Annotated in this window: 19 protein-coding genes; 6 read left to right on the top strand and 13 right to left on the bottom strand. The window is 36.2% G+C overall.

Going from position 1 to position 22,999, the window contains the following annotated elements; all coding sequences use genetic code 11:
• Positions 1–50 precede the first annotated feature (50 nt).
• The 5 genes from EU510_RS04080 to EU510_RS04060 are packed head-to-tail and all read right to left on the bottom strand — an operon-like array spanning position 51 to position 5,647.
• Complete coding sequence (locus EU510_RS04080) at positions 51–1,373, bottom strand: Na+/H+ antiporter family protein (protein WP_149592376.1); 1,323 nt, start codon at positions 1,371–1,373, stop codon at positions 51–53.
• 8 nt (positions 1,374–1,381) lie between these two features.
• Positions 1,382–3,352 (bottom strand): transglutaminaseTgpA domain-containing protein, encoded by a 1,971-nt coding sequence (locus EU510_RS04075; protein WP_149592375.1) that lies wholly within the window; start codon positions 3,350–3,352, stop codon positions 1,382–1,384.
• On the bottom strand, positions 3,352–4,338 hold the full coding sequence (locus EU510_RS04070; protein WP_149592374.1) for a DUF58 domain-containing protein: 987 nt from the start codon (positions 4,336–4,338) through the stop codon (positions 3,352–3,354). Before EU510_RS04070 ends, EU510_RS04075 begins: the two co-directional genes overlap by 1 nt.
• 6 nt (positions 4,339–4,344) lie before the next feature.
• Positions 4,345–5,250, bottom strand: a complete 906-nt coding sequence (locus EU510_RS04065; RefSeq protein WP_149592373.1) for an AAA family ATPase — start codon at positions 5,248–5,250, stop codon at positions 4,345–4,347.
• A gap of 13 nt (positions 5,251–5,263) precedes the next feature.
• The gene (locus tag EU510_RS04060) at positions 5,264–5,647 is read right to left on the bottom strand and encodes a response regulator (protein WP_149592372.1); all 384 of its coding nucleotides are present in this window, start codon (positions 5,645–5,647) and stop codon (positions 5,264–5,266) included.
• 527 nt (positions 5,648–6,174) lie between these two features.
• On the opposite strand from EU510_RS04060, the gene EU510_RS04055 reads away from it, so the two are divergent.
• The 6 genes from EU510_RS04055 to EU510_RS04030 all read left to right on the top strand — a co-directional run bounded on the left by EU510_RS04055 (position 6,175) and on the right by EU510_RS04030 (position 13,032).
• Positions 6,175–7,503, top strand: a complete 1,329-nt coding sequence (locus tag EU510_RS04055; protein ID WP_149592371.1) for a hypothetical protein — start codon at positions 6,175–6,177, stop codon at positions 7,501–7,503.
• Positions 7,504–7,655: 152 nt separating this feature from the next.
• Positions 7,656–8,960: an ABC transporter substrate-binding protein gene (locus EU510_RS04050; RefSeq protein WP_149592370.1), complete on the top strand. Its 1,305-nt coding sequence runs from the start codon at positions 7,656–7,658 to the stop codon at positions 8,958–8,960.
• A 146-nt stretch (positions 8,961–9,106) separates the two neighbouring features.
• Positions 9,107–9,979 (top strand): carbohydrate ABC transporter permease, encoded by an 873-nt coding sequence (locus EU510_RS04045; RefSeq protein ID WP_002960879.1) that lies wholly within the window; start codon positions 9,107–9,109, stop codon positions 9,977–9,979.
• A gap of 2 nt (positions 9,980–9,981) precedes the next feature.
• Positions 9,982–10,812 (top strand): carbohydrate ABC transporter permease, encoded by an 831-nt coding sequence (locus tag EU510_RS04040; RefSeq protein WP_149592369.1) that lies wholly within the window; start codon positions 9,982–9,984, stop codon positions 10,810–10,812.
• A gap of 10 nt (positions 10,813–10,822) precedes the next feature.
• Complete coding sequence (locus EU510_RS04035; RefSeq protein WP_149592368.1) at positions 10,823–11,824, top strand: ABC transporter ATP-binding protein; 1,002 nt, start codon at positions 10,823–10,825, stop codon at positions 11,822–11,824.
• A 248-nt stretch (positions 11,825–12,072) separates the two neighbouring features.
• Positions 12,073–13,032 (top strand): sugar-binding transcriptional regulator, encoded by a 960-nt coding sequence (locus EU510_RS04030; protein WP_149592367.1) that lies wholly within the window; start codon positions 12,073–12,075, stop codon positions 13,030–13,032.
• 419 nt (positions 13,033–13,451) lie between these two features.
• Here the strand turns inward: EU510_RS04030 and EU510_RS04025 are convergent, their stop codons facing one another.
• The 8 genes from EU510_RS04025 to EU510_RS03990 all read right to left on the bottom strand — a co-directional run bounded on the left by EU510_RS04025 (position 13,452) and on the right by EU510_RS03990 (position 22,961).
• Positions 13,452–14,276 (bottom strand): alpha/beta fold hydrolase, encoded by an 825-nt coding sequence (locus tag EU510_RS04025; protein ID WP_149592366.1) that lies wholly within the window; start codon positions 14,274–14,276, stop codon positions 13,452–13,454.
• A 364-nt stretch (positions 14,277–14,640) separates the two neighbouring features.
• Positions 14,641–15,069, bottom strand: a complete 429-nt coding sequence (locus EU510_RS04020; protein WP_149592365.1) for a response regulator — start codon at positions 15,067–15,069, stop codon at positions 14,641–14,643.
• Positions 15,070–15,165: 96 nt separating this feature from the next.
• Positions 15,166–18,036, bottom strand: a complete 2,871-nt coding sequence (locus EU510_RS04015; protein WP_149592364.1) for a response regulator — start codon at positions 18,034–18,036, stop codon at positions 15,166–15,168.
• Positions 18,033–19,199 (bottom strand): hypothetical protein, encoded by a 1,167-nt coding sequence (locus EU510_RS04010; RefSeq protein WP_149592363.1) that lies wholly within the window; start codon positions 19,197–19,199, stop codon positions 18,033–18,035. The genes EU510_RS04015 and EU510_RS04010 overlap by 4 nt, the downstream gene beginning before the upstream one ends.
• Positions 19,200–19,208: 9 nt before the next feature.
• On the bottom strand, positions 19,209–20,024 hold the full coding sequence (locus tag EU510_RS04005) for a type II secretion system F family protein (protein ID WP_024589372.1): 816 nt from the start codon (positions 20,022–20,024) through the stop codon (positions 19,209–19,211).
• Positions 20,021–20,896 (bottom strand): type II secretion system F family protein, encoded by an 876-nt coding sequence (locus tag EU510_RS04000; RefSeq protein WP_149592362.1) that lies wholly within the window; start codon positions 20,894–20,896, stop codon positions 20,021–20,023. Before EU510_RS04000 ends, EU510_RS04005 begins: the two co-directional genes overlap by 4 nt.
• Positions 20,889–22,187 carry a CpaF family protein gene (locus EU510_RS03995; RefSeq protein ID WP_149592361.1) on the bottom strand — a complete coding sequence of 433 codons (1,299 nt, stop codon included), beginning with the start codon at positions 22,185–22,187 and terminating at the stop codon, positions 20,889–20,891. The genes EU510_RS04000 and EU510_RS03995 overlap by 8 nt, the downstream gene beginning before the upstream one ends.
• Positions 22,188–22,193: 6 nt before the next feature.
• Entirely contained in the window at positions 22,194–22,961 is a 768-nt protein-coding gene (locus EU510_RS03990; RefSeq protein ID WP_149592360.1) for a hypothetical protein, read from the bottom strand.
• Positions 22,962–22,999 lie beyond the last annotated feature (38 nt).

Raw genomic sequence — 22,999 nt, 5'->3', positions numbered from 1 at the left:
AGTTATATTTAGCTTTTAATTACACTTGCTAATACTTACAAAAATACTACTTAAAGCACCATTGCTGCAATCCAGCCAAATATCAGCAGCGGAATGTTAAAGTGAATAAACGTTGGAATAACAGAGTCTCTAATATGGTCGTGCTGGCCATCGGCATTTAAACCTGATGTTGGGCCAAGCGTTGAGTCTGAAGCAGGGGAGCCCGCATCACCTAAAGCGCCCGCAGTACCAACCAGTGCAGCGGTAGCCATAACAGAAAACCCGAGGTCTAAGCACAAAGGAACAAACAAAGTTGCAATAATTGGCACTGTTGAAAACGAACTACCAATTCCCATTGTAATTAATAACCCGACTAACAAAATAACACCGGCAGCAAGGGGTTTATTACCATCAAAAAGAGCGGCCGTGCTGTGCACTAAGCTTGCTACATCGCCAGTGGCTTGCATAACCGATGCAAAGCCTTGTGCCGATATCATAATAAAGCCAATCATGGCCATCATCGCAACGCCTTTGCTAAATACGTCGCCGTTTTCTTCCCACTTAACTACACCAAATACACTAAATATCATTACACCTACTAAACCACCTAAAATCATAGAGCCACTTAGGTTTTGTGCAACAAGTGAGGCAAGTACTGCAAAAAGCCCTACAACCATTACTTTTTTAGGGTTTTCGACATCAGCCGATTTACTCTGGGTTGTTAATGTTTGTTCAATATATTCACGGCGTTTTCTGTAGGTAATAAATACCGCAATAAGTAATCCAATAAACATACCTAATGCAGGAATTATCATCGCCATAGGTACTTGGGTATTTACAATATCTAGGCCGTTATCAACCAGGTTTTTATGCAAAATAGAATATAAGTAAATACCGCCAAAACCATAAGGCAGCACCATGTAAGACGTTGCTAATCCAAATGTCAAAATACACGCTATAGCACGCCTGTCTAATCTTAGCTGATTAAAAACAACGAGTAACGGCGGAATCAAAATAGGAATAAATGCTATGTGTACAGGTACTAAGTTTTGCGAAGAAATTGCACAACCTAAAATAATTAATAAAATGAAGTAACTTAAAAATGTTTCATTACCGCTGCCTTTTGCATTTACTTTAGCAAGTAGCTTATCAGCGAGAATGCGTGTTAAACCCGACTTAGAAATAGCAACGGCAAACGCACCGAGCATAGCATAACTTAGTGCAATTTCAGCTCCAGCTGAAAGGCCAGAATTAAACGCATCAACACTTTCTTTTATGCCCAAACCTGCAGTAAGACCTGCAACTAACGCGCTTATGATCATGGCAACAATGACGTTAACGCGAGCCAGAGATAGCCCGAGCATTAAAATAACGCCTATAACAACAGCATTCATAGTATTCTCTATTTGGAAATTTTAATTAATTTTATCAGATCTTTAGCCTGAGTTTTACGCTCTTTCGTAAAAGGTTTTTTACCATAGCGTACTTGGTTAAATAACTGCCTAAAAGTGTTTATGGATTGTGCAGAATGAGGAAGTTGACCAGCAAAAAAGTCTAACTGCTGACTCGGTGTTAAATTATCGGGTGTATTTATTTTTTGTTTTTTTGCCCATACTTTTACTTCATAAAACTCTTTAACCATAGGCGCTAATTTAGCTGGGCGTTTTGGTAAGTTTAAATAAATAAAATAACCTATAAAACAAAAACCAGCTGTTAGTAAAACCATTAATGGTACAAGCCAAATATTTTTACTACCAAAAATTGATTTTAAAAAATCATTTTGTTTTTCTTCGTCAAAACCAAGTACCCAGCTAGACCATTGATAATCGAGATTTTCAAGTTCCAACCTTAACCAATTAATAGCGGGGAAATTACTTAAACTCACTAAACCAAAATCAAGATTACTTTTAAATTCGTCATTCAGCTCTTCGTTTTGCGAAAGCGAGCCATTTAAACGCTCCGGTGCGACAACAGCAGTTGCATCAAAAATAACCCAACCTTCGTTTTGTAAATATACTTCTACCCATGCATGTGCGTCGTACTGGCGAACTGTTAGCGTATTATTATCTTGGTTTAATTCACCACCTAAATAGCCACTTACTAGTCGAGCGGGTATACCTGCGTTTCTAAAAATGTACGCGGCGGCACTGGCATAGTGGCCACAAAATCCACGTTGGTTATCAAATAAAAATTGGTCTATGGTGTTATCGCCACTCATAGGCGTGGGTGTTAATGTGTAAGTAAATCCCGTACCTGCAAAGTATTGTAATAAGCGGTTATAAAACTCGCGATCAGAGTGTGTATTTTGCTTTAAGGTTTTAGCAAGTGATGATGTTTTTACGTTCTTTTTATAAGCGAGGTATATGTAGCGTTTTTCTTCAAATTCGCCAAGCGGTAAAGTTGTAAAGTTATAGCTATTTACATCGTATTGTAAGTTTTTAGCTTGTCGACTTTTTTTACGCAATAAACCCAGCGAATTACCTTCAACATTTGGTGAGTTACTACTGGAATACGCTAAACCATAGAGCCATTTTTGTGTAGCAGGCTCTGTAATAACTGAGTAGCTTGAAATAAGTTGCTCATCATTTTCGCTCTGAGTATTTGTTTTTAAATTATTATATTTTAAAAAGTCAGACGTAAGCCACGCATTACCATTAAACTCATCATGGACTATTGCTCGCCAATAATAAGGCGCTACAGGCTTTTCTTTATTAAATTTAGCTCTAAACACAAGTTCATCTGAGTTTGACAGCTTTGCAATATCGAATGGATCGACTTGTTCAGAAAGCCCTGTTTTAGCAAGCTTAGGCCCAGGAAGCTGCCAAAAGGCGGGCATTTTTGGTAAAAAAAGCAGTAAAAATATAGCTAAAGGAAGCGCTAAAAGTAGCAATTTACCACTTTGCTTAGAGGCTATTTTTAAATTATGTTTGGACTCGAGTAGGCCAAGTACTGCAAAGTTTAATATGTATAAACTACTTACAGTTAAAGTCGTTAAAATGCTTTGGTTAAATAAATACACCGATGAGAGTGAAAAAAACGTAAGCGTTGTAATTACGTGATAGTGTTTTTTGGTTTTAGCCTGCAGCAGCTTAAATAAACTAGCAAGTAGCAGCATGGCCACAAATAAAATAACCGTATCCGACATGCCTACTGTGTAGAGCATTAAACCGAGTGACACACCTGCGAGTATATTTGCCAGCCAAGTATTTGGCTTTGGTTTATTACTCAGCGTTATGTAAAAATTCCAGGCACAAATAAGTGAAAGTACACCAACAAAAACAAGCGGTAAATGTGATACAAAAAATACAATCAAACATGCATATATAAAAGACAGCGAATAATTTATTACTTTTTCGTTTTTAAGTATGTCCATTACACATCACCATTAAATGAGCATAATAATTCTAAGCATTGCTGCTTATGTTGCTGTCCGGTATTTGTATTTATTGTTTTATTCGGTAGCTTTAACATAAAAGGGGTGTTTTTCTCGGTTGCTTCACACACTAAAAAGCATAACTGGCTTAAGCGCTGCTCTGTATCTCCATTCATTAACGTAAAATCGAGAAGCGCATTTGCTGTTTTAAAGTCTACAAACTCTTTAACTAACAACTGCTGTGTTTTTGCGTAATGCTTCCACGATATTCTTTGCAAGCCCATCTCTGGTATATGTGGGATAAGAGACTCAAACTCTTCGCTACCAGATTGTGTAGAAATACCTTTATCGGCTTGCTCATCAAGCATAGAAACATGCGCATCACTGTGTACTTGTTCAAGCGACGGATATACAAATACGTCTTCTTGTAATTGAATGTAGCTCCAGACAGTTATTAAGCCAAAGGGATAGTTACTCGCTATTTTAATACGTTGCACTGAGTACTTACCGCGTGAGCTGTAGGGTAAGTTGAGTGTAAGTAACTGAGGTTTATTATCAACTTGACTGGTATGTTTGTGAGTTTGCTCACTACCTTGATATGTTAAATTAATAGATTGAGTAACTCTAGGACTGTGTAATTCAAATATAATACTCGGTTTTTGAGGAGCGTAGCTGTTAAATGCATCTTTAAATTTAACCGTTAAGCCTTTAGCGTTACTGTAGCCCATTAATACAGCAATAATCATCACCACAAACATAAGATAAGACATTATTAAAATTAAATTATTTTGATAATTAATGCCCATCACAAAGTTTAAAATAGCTACAACTATAAAATACCAACCGAGGGATGATGGCAATACATAAATTGTTCTGTGTTCAAGTGTAATTGAGTTTTTTAAATGTTTATTTTTTAATAACTTATTAAATACACTTTGCTTAAATGACTTAAATAAAGAAGGGCGCTTAGCTGTTTTTTTTGGCATAAAAGTTTATACCGGAACTAATACATTTTTCAAAATATCGTTTACTTGAGCTTCACCTGACTCGTTATGCAAACTTAATCGATGCTGACAAACACTTGCAAATACGGCTTGAACATCTTCTGGCATTACAAAATCACGACCATCAATAAAGGCCCACGACCTAGCCGCTTTAGCCAGAGCCATACTGGCTCGAGGTGATAACGATCCAGCAAAAGCGTTGCTTGTGCGTGTGTAATTAACAAGCTCTATAATGTAGTCAATAACCGGGCTACTTAAAGTAATTTGGCTTATCTGGGTTTGAATTGCCGCTAACTCTTGTTGGTCAATACGCTTAGGTAACTGACTGTAATCTCGTTTTTGCATATTCAAAATTAAGCGTTTTTCGGCTTCTTTAGGAGGAAAACCTAAGCTAATGCGCATTAAAAATCGGTCTAATTGCGACTCTGGTAACGGGTAGGTGCCTGATTGATAAAGCGGGTTTTGTGTTGCTATCACAAAAAATGGATTTGGCAGCGTATATTTTTTACCATCCACTGTTACTTGTTGCTCTTCCATTGCTTCAAGCAACGCGCTTTGTGTTTTGGGCCCTGCGCGGTTAATTTCATCAGCTAAAACAACTTGGCTAAAAATAGGGCCTTTATGAAACGTAAAACTGTGCTCGGTAGAATTAAACACGTTAGTACCCAAAATATCAGCAGGCAGAAGATCACTGGTAAATTGTATACGCTGATACGATAAACCTAACACAGCTGATAATGCATGAGAAAGAGTGGTTTTTCCCATGCCAGGCAAATCTTCAATGAGTAAATGCCCTTCGCTAAATAAGCATGTAAGTGCCAGTTTTATTTGTTGTTGTTTACCAAATATAACACTTGAAAGATCTTCTATAATCGCAGTAACAGTACTATGCATGCTAACCTTACTATTATTCTATTATTTCAAGACGCTTCATTACAGTGTCTACTTTTTTTGTATTAAAAGGTTTTGCAATAAAACCTTTAGCGCCCATTTCCCACGTGTTTTGTACGTTTTCGAGACTATTGTGGCCCGAGCACATAACAACATGCGTATGCGGGTAAGCACTATTAATGTATTCCAATATATCTTCGCCGTTAGAGTCTGGTAAATCTACATCTACAAATATTACGCCTGGTGGTTTATTGTCCATAATAGGTTTGGCAGAGCTAAAATCAGCGCTTTCTAATATATCTTCAAACCCTAAGTCAGTTAAGATTTGGTTTAGATAATCACGAATTTCCTTAACGTCATCAATAATGAGGATGGGCTCTAGCGGGCGAACAAATTCCATATGTTGGTTACTTCTATTTTGAATACATCTAAGTGCTTTAATACTAAGCTAACCCCATCATAAGCTCAAGAAAGTTACTTAAAAAACACTAATAAATAAACTGTTTATAGGTTGCCCAACAGCCTATTTTAAAAGGATTACCTGCTTTTATGTCTACTACTAACTTATATTTTGTTAATTGTATTGAACAATAATGACAGATCTATAAGAAATGCCTTAACCCAATACAGCATTCAATCAAAATTTGATGTAACAAATTTGCTACTTAACTTATTGATTCAAAAAAATTTACATACAAATTCGATTTTTTGTAAACGTTTTGTAATAAAAAATCGTTGACCTTCTAAATTCATTCTGTGATTATGCTCACCAGATGGGCTTATGCTCACAAGTGCAATTTCATTAATCATTTAATGTTTTGCTCAGCAAGCCTCATCTATACACACTGAATTAATACCAATTTCATTAAATGAAAATGCAATTTAATAAAGTTGGCATCACACACCACACTAAATAAAGAGCTTATTATGTTGAATAATAAAAAGACTAAATTTGCAATTTCTCTCATAGCGGCAGCTATGGCTACATCGGCTCCAGCACAGGCTGATATTTCTGAATATTTAGATCGCGTTGACGTAGACTTTTTACTAATGCAAAACTTTCAGTCAATTCAGGCTAAAGACGGCGCATTTCGTCCAGAAGATGAAGAACAAGAATCAGGTTTTGGTCGTATTAGAGCAAATCTAATGCTTAAATTTCATATTAACGAGTTCATTACTGCCGATATAGATATTGCAGAAGAGCCTAATGACTTTGGTGGCGAAGATCGTGACTTTTCATTTCACAACGATTTTGCAGGTGTTGAATTTGACTTACTAGGTCTTTATGGCACACCAAAAGAAAACGCAAATTTAACACTGCGTTTAGGTAACATTGGTGGGTCGCCTTTTCAATTTAAAGGTTTTCAAGACGGCGCAGATAACCAAAGTAATGCACTTATTGGTAATGGTATTACCGATTACGCAACCGCAGAAAACGGTGCACAGCTAAGTTACAGTGAAACTTTCGATAGTGGTGTAGTACGTGCTTATAATGTTACAGGTCACATTACGACTTCAAGTTTCGGTGAAGCATTTCAAGAAGACAGAGGTTATAACTACCGTCTTCAAGGTACTTTAGAATTTGAAGGTGGTTTTAAAGCAGGATTAAACTTATTAAAAGCCAATCAAGGCGACCAGTTACGTTTTGAAAATGGCGTAGCAAGTCTTGATGGTGTAACCACAACAAACTATCGCTTTGGCGATGGTGAAAACTATAATTTCTCAGCGTCACCTTCGAACGAGCGTGACACTCACGTTGGTGCAATGCCAGGGCTTGAGCAATCAATCATTCAACTAAACTTAGCTTATCAACCATCTGACGAAACGAGCCTCATTTTTATGGTTGGTAAATCGTCTGATGATTACACATTTGCAGATGCCGCTGGTAATGCAGTTGCCGGTATTACCTACTTTGGTACAAACGGTATAGCAGATGAAAATGGTACTACTTTTGATTCAAACACTGTAATAGAAGGCGACTCATCGGTTGAGTACTTCGTTTTTGAAGCACAACAATATATTATCCCTAAAAAGCTATATGTAGCGGCTCGTTATGCAGAAGCCGAAAACACTTCCGACTTAATTGAACAAACAGACAACACAGTAGAGCGTATTCAAGTAGCCGCAGGTTACTGGTTTAACGATAAAACGCTTTTAAAAGTTGAGTATGTTAACCAAGAAGAAGGTGTTAATTCGGGCGGCCAAATCGGTAAAGGATTTGACGGCTTCACTTCTGAAATATCTGTTAAATTTTAAATCACTATCCAACTAGTCTAACTATTTATACAAAGGACCTAAAAAGGCACTTTGCGGGCAGTTTTATGCGTTAAAACTGCCATAAATAGAATTGGAAATAGAGTGAAATTTAATAGCACTTGTTAATACATAACGTGTATGGGGAATACCCGATGAAAAATAAATTAATTATGCTCGCGTGTGGCTTTATAAGCATGGGCGCTGCGGCAAAAGAAACAATTACAATTGCAACTGTTAACAACGGTGACATGATCACCATGAAAGAATTAAGCAGTGACTTTACCAGCCAAAACCCTGATATAGACCTAAAATGGGTAACTCTAGAGGAAAACATTCTTCGCCAACGTGTCACTACCGATGTTGCAACAAAGGGCGGCCAATACGATGTTATGACCATAGGTACTTATGAAGTACCAATTTGGGGCAAACAAAACTGGCTAAAAGAGCTGGATAATTTAGGTGAAAACTACGATTTAGACGATTTAATTCCGGCAATTCGAAGCGGTTTAACGATTAATGACAAACTTTATGCTGCCCCATTTTATGGCGAAAGCTCAATGGTTATGTACCGTACTGACTTAATGGAAAAAGCAGGCCTAACTATGCCTAAAGCCCCAACATGGGACTTTATACGCAAAGCTGCTAAAGCGATGACCGATAAAAAAGAAGGTGTTTATGGCCTTTGTCTACGTGGTAAAGCAGGTTGGGGCGAAAACGTTGCGCTTATTACATCCATGGCAAACTCGTTTGGTGCGCGTTGGTTTGATGAAAATTGGAAGCCACAATTTAATACCCCAGAGTGGGAAAATACCCTTCAGTATTATGTCGATGTAATGAAAGAATCTGGTCCTGCTGGTTCATCTGCAAATGGTTTTAATGAAAATCTTGCACTATTCCAAACCGGAAAGTGTGGTATTTGGATTGATGCAACCGTTGCAGGTGCATTTGTTACTAACAAGAAAGACTCAGAAGTTGCCGATAAAGTAGGGTTTGCACTTGCGCCAGATAACGGTCTAGGTAAACGCGGTAACTGGTTGTGGTCGTGGACTTTAGCCGTACCGGCAAGCAGCAAAAAACCAGATGCCGCAATGAAATTTATTAACTGGGCAACATCTAAAGAATACACGCAACTTGTAGCGGATAAAAAAGGGTGGGCAAAAGTACCGCCAGGTACACGTAAATCACTTTACAGTAATCAAAAGTACATGGACGCAGCACCGTTTGCGCAAATTACCTTAGATTCTATTCAATCTGCAGATCCTAAAAATCCAACCGTTAAACCGGTGCCTTATGTAGGTATTCAGTTTGTTGCTATTCCTGAGTTTCAAGGAATTGGTACAGCTGTTGGGCAACAATTTTCAGCAGCATTAACTGGCCAAATGACCGTTAAGCAAGCGCTTAGTACGTCTCAGCACCTCGTTGAGCGAACAATGCGTAAAGCTCGCTATCCTAAATAGCATGTAATGGGCGGGTAAGTACTCAAACTTACCCAATATTTTATGTCAATTCTATTTACTTGTTAGTTATAAACACTATCAAGGGTTTCTGATTTTCACTTGATAGTTAACAAGTAAATAGAATTGGCTTTTTTAAGGTCACCTTTATGGCAACAACTAACTCGCGCACGCTTGCTCGGTTTATGCTTCTTCCTAGTGTAATTTTATTACTTGCTTGGATGATAGTTCCGCTGTGTATGACACTGTATTTTTCATTTATTGATTACAACTTACTCGTTCCTGGGGATAAAGAGTTTGTAGGTTTTTTAAACTATGAATTTTTCCTAACTGATCCGGCTTTTTTTGAATCATTTTTTAACACGCTTTACTTAGTTACTGGGGTTTTACTTATCACTATTTGTGGTGGTATTGGCTTAGCTATTTTACTAGACCAAGCAATATGGGGACGAAATTACGTTCGCATTATGGTATTAGCGCCATTTTTTGTAATGCCAACTGTGTCGGCATTGGTATGGAAAAACATGCTAATGAACCCAGTTAATGGCTTATTTGCACATTTCGCGATTTGGCTTGGCTTTGAACCTATCGACTTTTTTGCTCAAATGCCGTTATTTTCAATCATCATAATTGTGTCTTGGCAGTGGTTACCGTTTGCAGCATTAATACTGCTAACAGCAATACAATCATTAGACCGCGAGCAATTAGAAGCTGCTGATTTAGATGGCGCGGGGCCATTTAGTAAGTTTTTTTACATCGTTTTACCGCACTTATCGCGGGCTGTAACGGCTGTTATTTTAATCGAAACTATATTTTTACTGTCAATCTTTGCTGAAATATTAGTTACAACTAGTGGCGGTCCTGGTTATTCATCAACCAATATAACGTACTTAATTTACACGCAATCACTACTTCAATTTGATGTAGGTGGCGGTTCGGCAGGGGGCATAGTTGCAGTTATTATTGCAAACATAGTCGCTATATTTTTAATGCGCTTAATTGGCAAAAACTTGGAGGGTTAATTATGACTATAAAAGATAGCCGTCGTTCCAAACTAATTTATACCATTGCTGCGTGGACAATAAGCGGCATGATTTTCTTTCCAATTTTATGGACGTTAGTCACAAGCTTTAAAACAGAAGCTGAAGCAATTTCAGCAAGTCCAAGCTTATTTGCGTTTGATTGGACGCTCGAAAATTACCGCGATGTACTGTCACGTTCGCCATACTTTAACCATTTTTGGAACTCTGTAGTTATATCACTAGGTTCAAGTTTACTGGGTTTATTAATTGCTGTACCTGCAGCTTGGTCTATGGCCTTTGTACAAACTAAAAAAACAAAGCATTTATTAATGTGGATGCTTTCAACCAAAATGTTACCGCCAGTAGGGGTACTTATTCCGATTTATTTATTGTTTCGAGACTTTGCGCTACTTGATACGAAATTAGGTTTAGTGATTGTAATGACAGTCATTAACTTACCAATAATGGTATGGATGCTGTACACCTACTTTAGAGAAATACCAAACGAAATACTTGAAGCTTCACGTATGGATGGCGCAACAATTGGTGAAGAAATATTCCATGTTTTATTACCAATAGCCTTACCGGGTATAGCCTCAACGCTATTGTTAAACGTAATTTTGTCGTGGAACGAAGCTTTTTGGACACTTATTTTAACCGCTGCAAATGCTGCACCTTTAACGGCATTTATTGCCAGTTACTCAAGCCCTGAGGGGTTATTTTACGCTAAGTTATCGGCAGCATCTGCCATGGCCATTGTGCCAATTTTAATACTTGGTTGGTTTAGTCAAAAACAATTAGTGCGTGGATTAAGTTTCGGCGCAGTAAAATAGGAGAATACACATGGGCAGCATCACACTAAAACAAGTCACTAAAAACTTTGATGAAGTTAACGTTATTAAACCACTCGACTTAGAAATTAAAGACGGTGAGTTCATCGTATTTGTTGGGCCATCAGGCTGTGGTAAATCTACATTACTTCGTATGATCGCAGGTCTTGAAGATACCACCAGTGGTAATATAGAAATTGACGGCATTGACGCTACAAAAACACCGCCTGCAAAAAGAGGCTTAGCAATGGTGTTTCAATCCTATGCGTTATATCCGCATATGACCGTGCGTAATAATATTGCTTTTCCTTTAAAAAGAGCCAAAGTTAGCCCTGCAGAAATCGAAAGTAAAATTGCTAACGCCGCTAAAATTCTTAATTTGACGGATTATTTAGACCGAAAGCCTGGGCAATTATCTGGCGGTCAGCGCCAACGTGTAGCGATAGGGCGCGCAATTGTACGTCAGCCTTCGGCATTTTTATTCGACGAACCGCTTTCAAATCTTGATGCGTCATTACGTGTAAATATGCGTTTAGAAATATCTGAATTACATAAAAGTTTAGCTACAACAATGATTTATGTTACGCACGATCAGGTTGAAGCTATGACAATGGCAGATAGAATCGCGGTATTTAATGCCGGTATTATTGAACAGGTAGGCACACCTTTAGAGCTTTATAAAAACCCCGTGAACAAATTTGTAGCTGGTTTTATTGGTTCGCCAAAAATGAATTTTATAGATGCTCCACAAAATGAAGATGCGAATGTTAGCTGTATTGGTATACGACCGGAGCATATAACACTCTCGACTGAGCAAGGTACTTGGGCTGGAACTGTAGGTGTAATTGAGCATTTAGGATCGGAGAGCTTTTTACATATAAATATTGAAGGCAAAGGGACCGTAACAGTAAAAGCAGATGGAGATTGCCCATTAAAATATGGCGACAGTATTTATCTAACTGCACCAGCAAATAAAGTATTAAAGTTTGATAATAACGGTTTAACAATTCGCTAGAGCCAATCTTTAATTACCTTAAATAGCACCTTTATAAGGGTGCTATTAACTAAATTCTAATTACATAATCCTATGAAACCTAGGTATTTTTTATTAAGGAATGGTATATTTACAACTATAAATAACAAAAACGTTATTGATAAATAGATACTCCAAAATTAATAAAATAATTTATATAGCAGCACATATAATTAAAATTATGTAATGAAAATAAGGACTTAGTTTTCCTTCTATTTTAAGAGGTTTACGTGGTAAAGCTATCAAATACAGAAATTAGAAAGCTAGATGATGCAGCAAGAGCAGGGTGGTTATATTATGTTGGCGGCAACACACAAGATGAAATTGCTAAAAAGCTAAATATATCTCGTCAATCTGCGCAAAGAATGGTCGCATTATCTGTGAGCCAAGGATTAATTAAAGTTAGACTTGACCACCCGATTGCTAAATGTATGGATTTGGCCGAAAAATTAAAAAGCCGTTTTGGGTTAGATTCGTGTGAAGTTGTACCGAGCGACCCGTCTGAACCATCGTCTACATTAGGTTTGGCTCAAGCTGGCGCGGCAGAAATAGAACGTCATTTAAAATCAGAACAACCCAAAGTACTTGCTATGGGAACCGGTCGAGTTTTACGTTCATGTGTGGATGAGCTAAGAACTGTTGATTGTCCGCAACATAAAATTGTAGCCATGCTAGGTAATATGGCTTTAGATGGATCGGCTTCACCTTATGATGTTGTAGTAAGAATGGCTGAACACACCAATGCAAGACATTACCCAATGCCATTGCCAGTTTTACCCAGAAGCATTGAAGAAAAAGAACAATTACACGCACAACAAAATATTACCGGTAATTTAAAACTCGCTAAAGATGCCGATGTAACATTTGTGGGTATTGGCAGCTTAGGTGAAAAGTCGCCATTACATATAGATGGTTTTATTGATGCGAAAGAACTTAAAGAGTTACAAGATCTTGGTGCTGTTGGTGAAATGATTAGTTGGGTGTTTGATAAAAACGGTAAGCTTTTAGATTGCAAAGTTAATCAGCGCGTAGCAAGTACGCCATTAAAAACAAATGCTAACAAACAGATTTATGCGATAGCTGCTGGTGAAGAAAAAGTGTTAGCCATTTTGGGCGCAGTAAGATCAAACATGATCAGTGGATTAATTACTAACGAATATACAGCTGAGCGTTTACTAAGTATTGATTGAACAATTTGAAAAATAAAGCATCTGTATTAGTAATACTTGTTATTGTAATAAAACCACTTAATGTCCGATACCGCCTAGTATTGGACATAGTAAGGGCGCATTTGAGCGCTCTTTCTATATGTGCCTTAACTTCCTATAATTTATATTATGTTAAATTAGCCAAATAAGCACAAATCTAAGTTACTCACCCTCATTAATTAACGTATAAGCGCTATATTTTGACTGTTTTATAAGCATTAACCTACTTATTTTAAAAATTAATGTTTTGCCTATTTACGCTATTTGTTATTTAAACATATAAAAATACCGCTTGGTTATTAATATAATCAAGCGGTATTACAATGATTCCTATTCGCTACTTTACTCAATAAAACTTAACGTATTGAAATAAATGGCTTTTTAATAAGCCTAGTAATTCACTAGAATGTTTTATCATTCATAAATTCACTAATAAGCTCAGACACTTTATCTGGATGTTCATCAATAACCCAATGTGCGGCTTTATCTATCCAAACCAATGACGAATTTGGAATTGCTTCTTCTAACATTGGTGCATACTTTGGTTTTTGAAATTTGTCTTCTTTACCCCATATTATGAGTGTTTCATGAGGTAAGCTTTTAAGATCGCCTGTAATAGCTTCGGTATATTCTTTATTGAGCCTGCGCATGTTACTAAATAAAGCGGCTTTTCCTTTTTCATTACTCCATGGTGCTAAGTATATTTTCATCAACTCTTCAGTCATTACGCTCGACTCGTAAACACCTTTGGGCATAAAATCTGTTAATGTATCGACAAATTCGTCTACCGTTGTTTTTTCTTCTACGCCTGGTTCTAGCAAAGGTTCAAATTCTGGTATTGGCCAAGAATCAAAACACACACTATCAATTAAAACCAACCCGTTTACTTTATCCGGATAATTTACAGCCATTAATTGAGCAACACCACCACCAATATCATGTGCAGCAATATTAACTTTAGAAATACCGAGCTCTTTTATAAACTTACACATTATTCTACATTGCGCATTTATAGATACATCTGTGTTACTTGGCATATCAGATTCACCAAAGTTTAGTAAATCTGGCGCTATTACTCGATATTTTGACGCAAGTGTTGGAATCACATTTCGCCATAATAATTTATTGGTTGGTATTCCGTGTATCAATAATAAAGGTGTACCTTGTCCCATTTCTTGATAAGCAATTTGATGACCTTCTATTGTAACGTACTGTGTTTTGCTCATGCTTGTGCCTCGTTAATTTTAAAAATTATAATGTTTATTAAACTATAAAATTGGAATATAGCCTTATAAAGCAAATTCCATCCCAATATGAGTATTTATTAGTTATAAAAAAACCTTAATGTTTTAAAAGTTAAACCCTCGTGATACGTGGGCTATAGGCCAAATAAATTTACTGACTTTACAATATTACAGTGTTTAATAATTGTGATTGTTAAACCATTTTAAGAAGTGTGAAACGTTGACTCGTATACATGCAACAATTACAAAAGCGAAGTTGATAATAATTTGAAGGGATTATTCTTATTAAATAGTTTTTAGTTAGCTATAAGTAATAAACAGTTAACCCCCCTACTATTGCCATTAATCACTTTGAGAAAGATCTAATATTTTCAATTAATACACTTTGCTTAACTGGCTTTAATAACAACCCATTAAACCCAAGCTTTATATATTTATTATTACTATTTTCGTTCTCACTAAATGTATGCGCAATAATTTTTGTTGCTGATGCATCAGCGTACTTTCTTATTTTTAGCATTGCGTCGGTGCCCGTAAATTGTGGCATGACTATATCCATTAAAATAATATCGTAAATGTTTTGAGAAACCATTAATAGTGCCTCTATAGCACTGGATGCAAAATCTATTAATATGTTTTCTTCTTTAAGCATTTTTCGTATTACAATTTCTATTAGCAAATCATCATCAACTAAAAGTAGTCGTGTAGTTTTATTTATAGGTTTTACTGTATTAAATCCGATAACTTTTATCGTATCTTCAATCGTGTTTTTCATTTTTTACCTCGAATATATTACGCTATATGTAACACCAACCGACATTAATATTTTATCGTTAAATAAAATCTGCATTAAGACGGTTGGTATAGCGGCCTATCTTTTTAAAATACGTGCTATTTGGTTTATTAATATTCCTTGTTTTACCGGTTTTAATAGCATGTCGTCAAAGCCCTGGTTTATATATTTAGATTCAGTATCTGGGGTTGATGTATGTGCAATTATCTTAGTTTTAGAATTATCACTGTGTTTTTTAATTTTTAACATAGCATCAGTACCTGATAATTCCGGCATTACTATGTCCATTAAAATAATGTCGTAACTATTTTGAGATACCATCAGCATTGCTTCAATTGCGCTGCACGCGTAATCTATTTTAATGTTTTCATTTTTTAGCATTGCTCTAATAACAATCTCAACAAGTGGATCGTCATCAACTAGTAATAGCGTGTTTTGTTCTTTATTAGTTAATGGATTAGTATTTACTAAATCGGTAGTTGTTAATCGACTATTTAATACTTCTTTTTCCTCATCTTTTATTTGCTTGCTTCCCAGGTTTACCAATATAGAAAGTGATATCGTCGTTTTATTTGCACTACTGCTAATAATTAACGCTTTCCCACCAAGCATTTTAAATATTGATATAAAAAACTTTAACTCTAATGACATATCTTTATCATCTATAAAGCGTGTTATATCATCACCCGAAATGCTTTTAAGCTCAGTTATAAAATGGCTCGTATTAATTAAATTACTTAATGAAAAATCGAGATGTAGGTAATTACGAGTACTTTCTTTTTTAATCTCGGCGTTAATTGAAAGCGTAGTATTGTTTGACGAATCCAAAACCTCAGTCACTAACTGGATAACCAATTGAGAAATTAACTTTTCATCACTTGCTACCGTTAATTCAGATGTAATATTATTTTTAAAAACTATTTTATTACTTTCAGCCTCTTTCGTTAAAATTGACATGTTATTATTGATCAGTTTTTTTAGATTAACGTTTTTAGCTTGAAGTTTTAACTTCCCGATCTCTGATTTATTTATATTTACGAGCTGTTGAATCACACTTTCAAGCTGGTCGCACACATCAGAAATATTACCCACATTGTTTTTAAATTCGTTAAAGCTTATTGGATCTTTAGATATTTCAATTAATGACTTTAAAGATGATAAAGGCGTTTTTAATTGACGACTAAGCCTTGTAACAAACTTTTCTTTTAATTGATTTGTTTGCTTAGATTTTTCAAGAACATCAGCGAGTAAACATTCTTTTTGATGTGCCTCTGTATCATCTCTAAAGTAGCAAACAAAACCATTAAAATCTGTATGCCTTTGTAATACAGTAATCCATTTCCCGTCTGTAAAACCTATATCTATTAATTGGTTACGGTCATTATCAAGCTTATGATGCTCATGGTAATGATTTATAATATTATTTTGCTGTGCAATACTTATCAGCTGGCTATACGATAGCTGACTGTTCTGTTTATTCACTTGAGCAAATAAAAGATTAAATGCATTGTTGGTAATCACAGGAAATTCGTGGCTATTAAAAATAGCAAACCCATGCGGAAGCGCATCAAGAGAACTTGAAAAAAGCTCTTCCCTATTAAGTATTAACTGATTTTTTTGTTTTATTTCATTGTGTAAACGCCTAGGTAAACGTAAAAAATAGTACACAAACGCGAATACACAAAAGGCAATCAGTCCTAATCTAACTAAACTGTATTTAGTTATTTTTGGTCTTACTATTTTATTCATAGGTTGCACATGTAAGCGCCAAGTAGGTGGAAAACGACTGCTTAAAGCGCTAATACTATTTTTAATTATGCTCGGATTAACTTCTCCTTGTTTTCCTAAAGTAAACTGAGGTGTTACTATAAAAACGTTATAATTCTCAGTGTTTAATTTTCCAATAACGGCTTTTAAAAACTTACTTAAATCAAATGCAGTAAGTGTATAAATTGAGCCTTGTTTTATATTTATTTCAGAAATTAAGAAGGCAGTATCAGCAACCGTAAATACTTCTACGGCTTGTTTATTTGCTCTTTTATTAAATTTTTCTAACCAGTTAGTAAATCCATACGCGGCTAAATCAAAATTATTTTTTGACCATAGTGCAAGCTGATTATAATCAGAATCAAACACAACATACCCTTTGTAAGTTAAGTTTTTTGATACCTGGCTTTGCACTAAATTGTTAAGCTGCTCTTTTGTATAACTATTTTGGCTTTGCAAAAAGCCTGCTATGACTAAATCTTTTTGCGATATATACAACCCCTGATTATCAAATCGCTCTAATGCATTAAATAACGTTTTACGTAATTGCTGATTTTGTTGATTATAATTACTTTGCAGTTCTTTTTTTTCAATAGTATAAAGTAGTAATGCAGTGAATGAGCATAATACTAATGCAATTAAAAAAGCGACGGGCGCTAAACTAAATACATGAATATACTTTTCTCCATGATTTTTTCTTGCCGATTTAGCACTTTGATTAACTACTGAATCTGACCCTTTATTTAGTTGTGTCTGTAACAATTGAGAAAATGAAATAAACTGATCTTTTTGTGAGCCTATTAATGTTTTAGGTGCTAAATCTGCCATTAGTAATACACCAATTATTTTATTAGTCGTATTATAAATTGGATATTGCGCATAAAAACGAATTAATTTATGAGTGTTGTTTGATATATCATCAAAAAATGTATCTTCGAACAAATATAATTTTTCTTCTGTACAGCGCTGTTGATAATTTAATAACTCATTTTCGACGCTTTCTTCATCGTTGCAAGTTATTAGTTGCTCTGAATAAACTTCTCTAAAGTCGATAAATTTAACAATAGGTACATCATAAAATTGTTTTAGTAATGTCAGGGTTTCTTTAATTTCTGTTGATATTTCATCAGTGTGTGTATCTGATAAATTAGCATGTGAGGTAAATATATTTGAGGCGTTCATTGACGTTCTCCTTCCCCTTTTGGGGGAGTATGTATCCACGTTGTACTGTTTTGGCCGCTATGTACTGGCAGTAAAACTTTAAATGGTGGTGTTAAGCTACTAAGTGCAGGTTCGCCTGTGGTGATATTAATTACTTGTTCTGCATTTACTAAATTCAGTGATGTTTTACAGTATGTAACGCCTGGCTCAATACCTATTAAGCTTAGTGTTTCGCTAATAATAAGGTTGTTGACTAAGTCGATACCGACCAGCTCAAATGTTGTTTTTAAAACAGTGAAAACAAGTGTCTCAACAATGTTTTCATCTTCTTCTAAGCGTGTACCTTCTGGACAGCATATTGTACCTAGCTCTATATCAACATTTGTTCCTATACCAACTAATGAAAGCGCATTTAGGGTTGTATTTAAAAGCGGCTCTACCTGTGGTAAATATAAATCAAGTATGTCACCTTGCGATTCGTACCCTGCTTGGCATGTATCACATGACTGCGATAAACCTTGATCGCTTGTACCTAAAAGTGGATTACCCAACGCTGTTACTCCAACTAAACAACTGCTGTCGGCCGGTTGTTTATCTATTTCAAAGCTTTCACAAGGTGAGCCTGTTACTACTTTTTGTGATACATAACGAGATAGGATTTGTTCACTATTAGCAGGGCATTGTTGTGGCGTACTTCTTAATAACTGACCAATAACGGTATTACCTAACTGCCCTATTGCGTAATTTGGACCCTGCTGCAGCGCATTTATATAACTCACATTACCGGTATTATTTAACTTGCTCACACCTTGGCTATCGGTTGCTTCGTCGCTTAAGCCCTTTAAACAGGGGTTACCTTGGCAATTTGGAGCATCGTAATAAACAGCTTCTCGCGAGGTAAACCTATCATCTCGTATGCCTATTAATGCCCTGTACGTGTTGTTTGCTCCACGGTCTGTATAAAATATGAGTGGTGCTTGGTGCTCATCAAAACTTACTGCAATACCGAGTGGTTTGTTATTAGCATCGACTACGGTAATTTGATTATCTACCTTAGTTTGATGACGCTTAATAAGTGCGTCCCTTACTAAAACCACCCCGCCAATTGAGCCAATAATTAAAATTGTTATAATTAATATAAGCTCAATAGTAAGTATGTACCCTTGTTGATAATGCTTTTTCATATCAGGCTCCTATAACACTTCTACAAGCATTTTAAGTACGTTCATTACTTGTAATGCGGCGGGAAAAAACACCAATACCAAAAACATCGGAAAGCAAATTAAGATAATGGGAAAGGTTGTGTGCATCGCTTTTTTGTTTACCTTTTTAGCGAGTAAAATATTCTTTTTTAGAGCTAGGCCTTCAAGTTGAGCCTCTACTGCTTGGATAAGTGGCGTACCAAGCTTTGAGCCTATTAACATTAAGTTGGCGAGCTTTTTAATTCCTAATACGCCGGTTCTTTCAAAAAGTGAATTAAATGCAAATTCACGATCTTTACCTGCGCTAAGCTCGAATAAAAATAACTTTAGTTCTTTGTATAATGGGTGTTTTTGACTTAATCCATGATCAACTGCTAGTGCAAATGAACGTTCTAACGAAAATCCAGCGCGCATATAAACCAGTAACACCCGTAAAAAAAACTCTAAACTATTATTTATAACGGTTTTACGTTGATTTTTACGTAATAAAAACCAGCATTCGGGTGCAAAAAAACACATAAAACACAGCAATAATTTAATTGATTGGCTCAGCTCATACCCTGTTAGTTCTATAACCGTAAATGCACTAAAAGTAGCAGCCACTTTAAAGCAGTACAGGCTTATTAATATTTTATTAATTTGAATCCCTGCTTGTCTTAATTGACGTTTAGAGATGATGATTAGCGGATACCAATTAATGTTTTTAGTATCAGGTTTATCTAATTCGACTTTAAGAGATTGCCTATGAATATGGATAAATGAGCCCATACTTACTAAAAGTCCGATAAGTAAAAGTATATCAATCATAATGTTACCCTTAAGCTAAGGCGTAGCCATAAAAAGCCAAATAGCTGACAAAGAAGCGCAACCGTTATAAATGCAATCCCATTAGGATCGTTTAATAAAGGTTCAAACCAGGTTGGATCGGTATAGCTAAATAAAGGAATTAGTGCATAAGGTAAAAAACCACTAAATACAGCAGCGTACTTAGTACCCGAAAGCTTTGCTTTTAACTGTTGGCGGTCGAGGGTGCGAAGCGACATCATGTTACATACGCTTTTTAGCATGTCGGTTAAATCGCACTGGCTTTGTGTATGTGTGATGATGCTATGAGCAAATAGTCTTACAGTCTCGCAGTTGTATCTTTCAATTAATGGAGCAAACGATGTTTCTGCATCGCTCCCCATGCTCATGCGTTGTAATAGCAAAGAGCTTTGTGTTTTTATATATGAGTCTGCATGTTCATCAGCAAACTGCATTGATTGTTGTAGCGACAGCCCCGTACTTAAACACGATTGTACGGTTTCAATAAATTCTAAAAAATGATGTTCAAATTTTGCTAATTTATAATGAGCAAGGTCTATCACAGTTATAAAACAGGTTACAAAAACCACGATTGAAATAATAAACGCGCTGGTTGATGCCTCAGGGTAATATAATTTAGCTAAAAACCATGAACTACTAGAGAGCGAGCACGCCATGCTTATAAACCAAGCGTTACTTATGTTTAAGCCTAGCACTCGTAGTGACAAAGTAAGTACGTCTTTTTCTTCTAAAATATCTACTTTTTTAGCGCTCTGGTTACTTTTATTTTTAGCATACAAAGAAACCAACACACTAGCTGCAAGTACAAAAGTAATAACCGTTGCTATAGCTAATAAATAATCAAGTTTAGTCATTATTAGCCTCCAGGTTAGTGTGTAGTAATGCTTTTAATTCTTTTTCATTTGCGCCTTGGCCTTTCATAAACTCAATAACACTTGAGTTATCTATTAACTCATTTTGTACAGGCTCTGCTTCGTTAATACTATAAAGCGGGCTAAAATGTGCGCCGCCATTAACACGCTTAATTTCACCAATACTTTTTAGAGTTCGGGTACCATTAGTTGAGCGAGAAACATGCACTATAAGTTGAATGCTCGACGCAATTAACGAACTTGTATGGGTATCGCTCAGTTGTGCATTGTGTAGTTGTACCAAGGTAGATAAACGAATAACGGCATCATTTGCGCTATTAGCATGTATAGTCGTCATCGAACCTTGGTGACCACAGTTCATTGCTTGGAGCATATCGATTACCTCGCCTGAGCGTACCTCACCAACAAGTATTCTATCGGCGCGCATTCTAAGAGCTGCTTTTACTAAATCTCTTAGGCTTACAGCGCCTTTACCATCGCTGTTTGTGTCGTGGGCTTCTAATTGAACAACGTGGTTATGATGCAAATTAAGCTCAGCGCTTTCTTCAATGGTGACAACACGTTCATTTGGGTTAATAGAGTTAGCAAGTACATTTAATAACGACGTTTTACCTGCACCTGCATTGCCACATACTAAAATATTAACGCCTGTTTTAACTGCACTTTTTAAAAATGATAAGATGTTTTTATCTAAAAAATGGTTATTAACTAAAAAGTCATCGTTTATTTTTTTATGATTAAACTTACGAATCGATACAATAGCTGCGCTGGTACACGCAGGCGGTACAATAATATGAACACGGCTACCATCTTTTAGTTTGCCATCAACAATTGGCATAAGCGCATTGACTTGGCGGCCACAACCATCAAGTAAGCGATCAACAAATCGGCGTAAATGACGTTCGTCATCAAACTTACTGGCAGTGCAAAGTAGCTTGCCTTGTTTATCAATCCATATATCTTGCGTGTCGTTTATTAAAATATCACTTACCTGGTCGTCCAGCATAAACTGTGCAATAGGACCCAGGCCTTGAATTTCATCAAACACAGCCTGAACAACCTGTTCTTGTTGGTGTTGATTAAATGAAGATTGATTAAATTGTGGAATTTCACTGCAAAGTGCAGAAATTTTTTCGAGAACATTACTTGATAAAAGCGCGGTTGGTTCTTGTTCGTACTCTTCGATAACGGCATCGTGTAATAGCTTTTTAAGCTCTTCAAAGGTACTTAAACTGGTTTGAACTTCTTCATGTTTGCTTGATAAATTAAACATAAAAACTCACTTAGCTACATATACAGCTTCATTTTTAACGCCTTTAACCACTTCGATTGTGCGACTGGTTTGTAAGCGTGAAAAGTTTTGCAAACGACCTTGTTCAATGTCATAAGCGCTATGCACAATAATTGAAACTTTGTCGGCGTTATCTATACCCGCCAACGAATAAACATCTTTTGGAAGTACCGCAAGGACTAATGACACACCGCCCGCAGCAGAATTAGACTCTTTAGCTAAGTTATCCATTACGCCACTTTTAGCGGCTTGCGATTTAGGGCCTTTTGAAACACCAATGAGTTGTACATCACGGGCAACTGTTCTTACTAGACGATTAGTTTTAGCGACTATGTCGAGTCGGTCACCTTTGTGTATACGCGAAAGCGGAATATCTAAGGTATTTAGTTTTAAAGTATATAAAACACGCCCTGCCGGTATCGCTTCTGATAAATTTTGGCTTTTTGCTCTAATAAAATCTGTGTCAAATAGTGGTTGTTCAACCATTTTATTAGTTGCTAATTTTTGACCAATTAGTGCACGTGGGTTTTGAACGCTCAGTGCAATATTTGAATAGTTACTTGGATCTATACTCTTTTGCTCTACATCGTGAACGGTTACTGTTTGACCGACCGACATATTTTTGTTTACTACCCAAGCTGTTACGCTATTTTCATCGTTTACCTGTCTAATACCCAAAGCCGAAGCTAACATGCCAGAGGTGATGAGTAATGTGAGAGCCGCTGTGGTTGCGCCTTTGTTACTTTTACTTTTCATAATATTCCTCCAGAGTAACTTTCACTGCCACACTTTTG

It is taken from the genome of Pseudoalteromonas sp. FUC4, from assembly GCF_008370255.1.
Taxonomy (GTDB): domain Bacteria; phylum Pseudomonadota; class Gammaproteobacteria; order Enterobacterales; family Alteromonadaceae; genus Pseudoalteromonas.
This window is presented reverse-complemented; position numbering and strand designations above follow the sequence as displayed.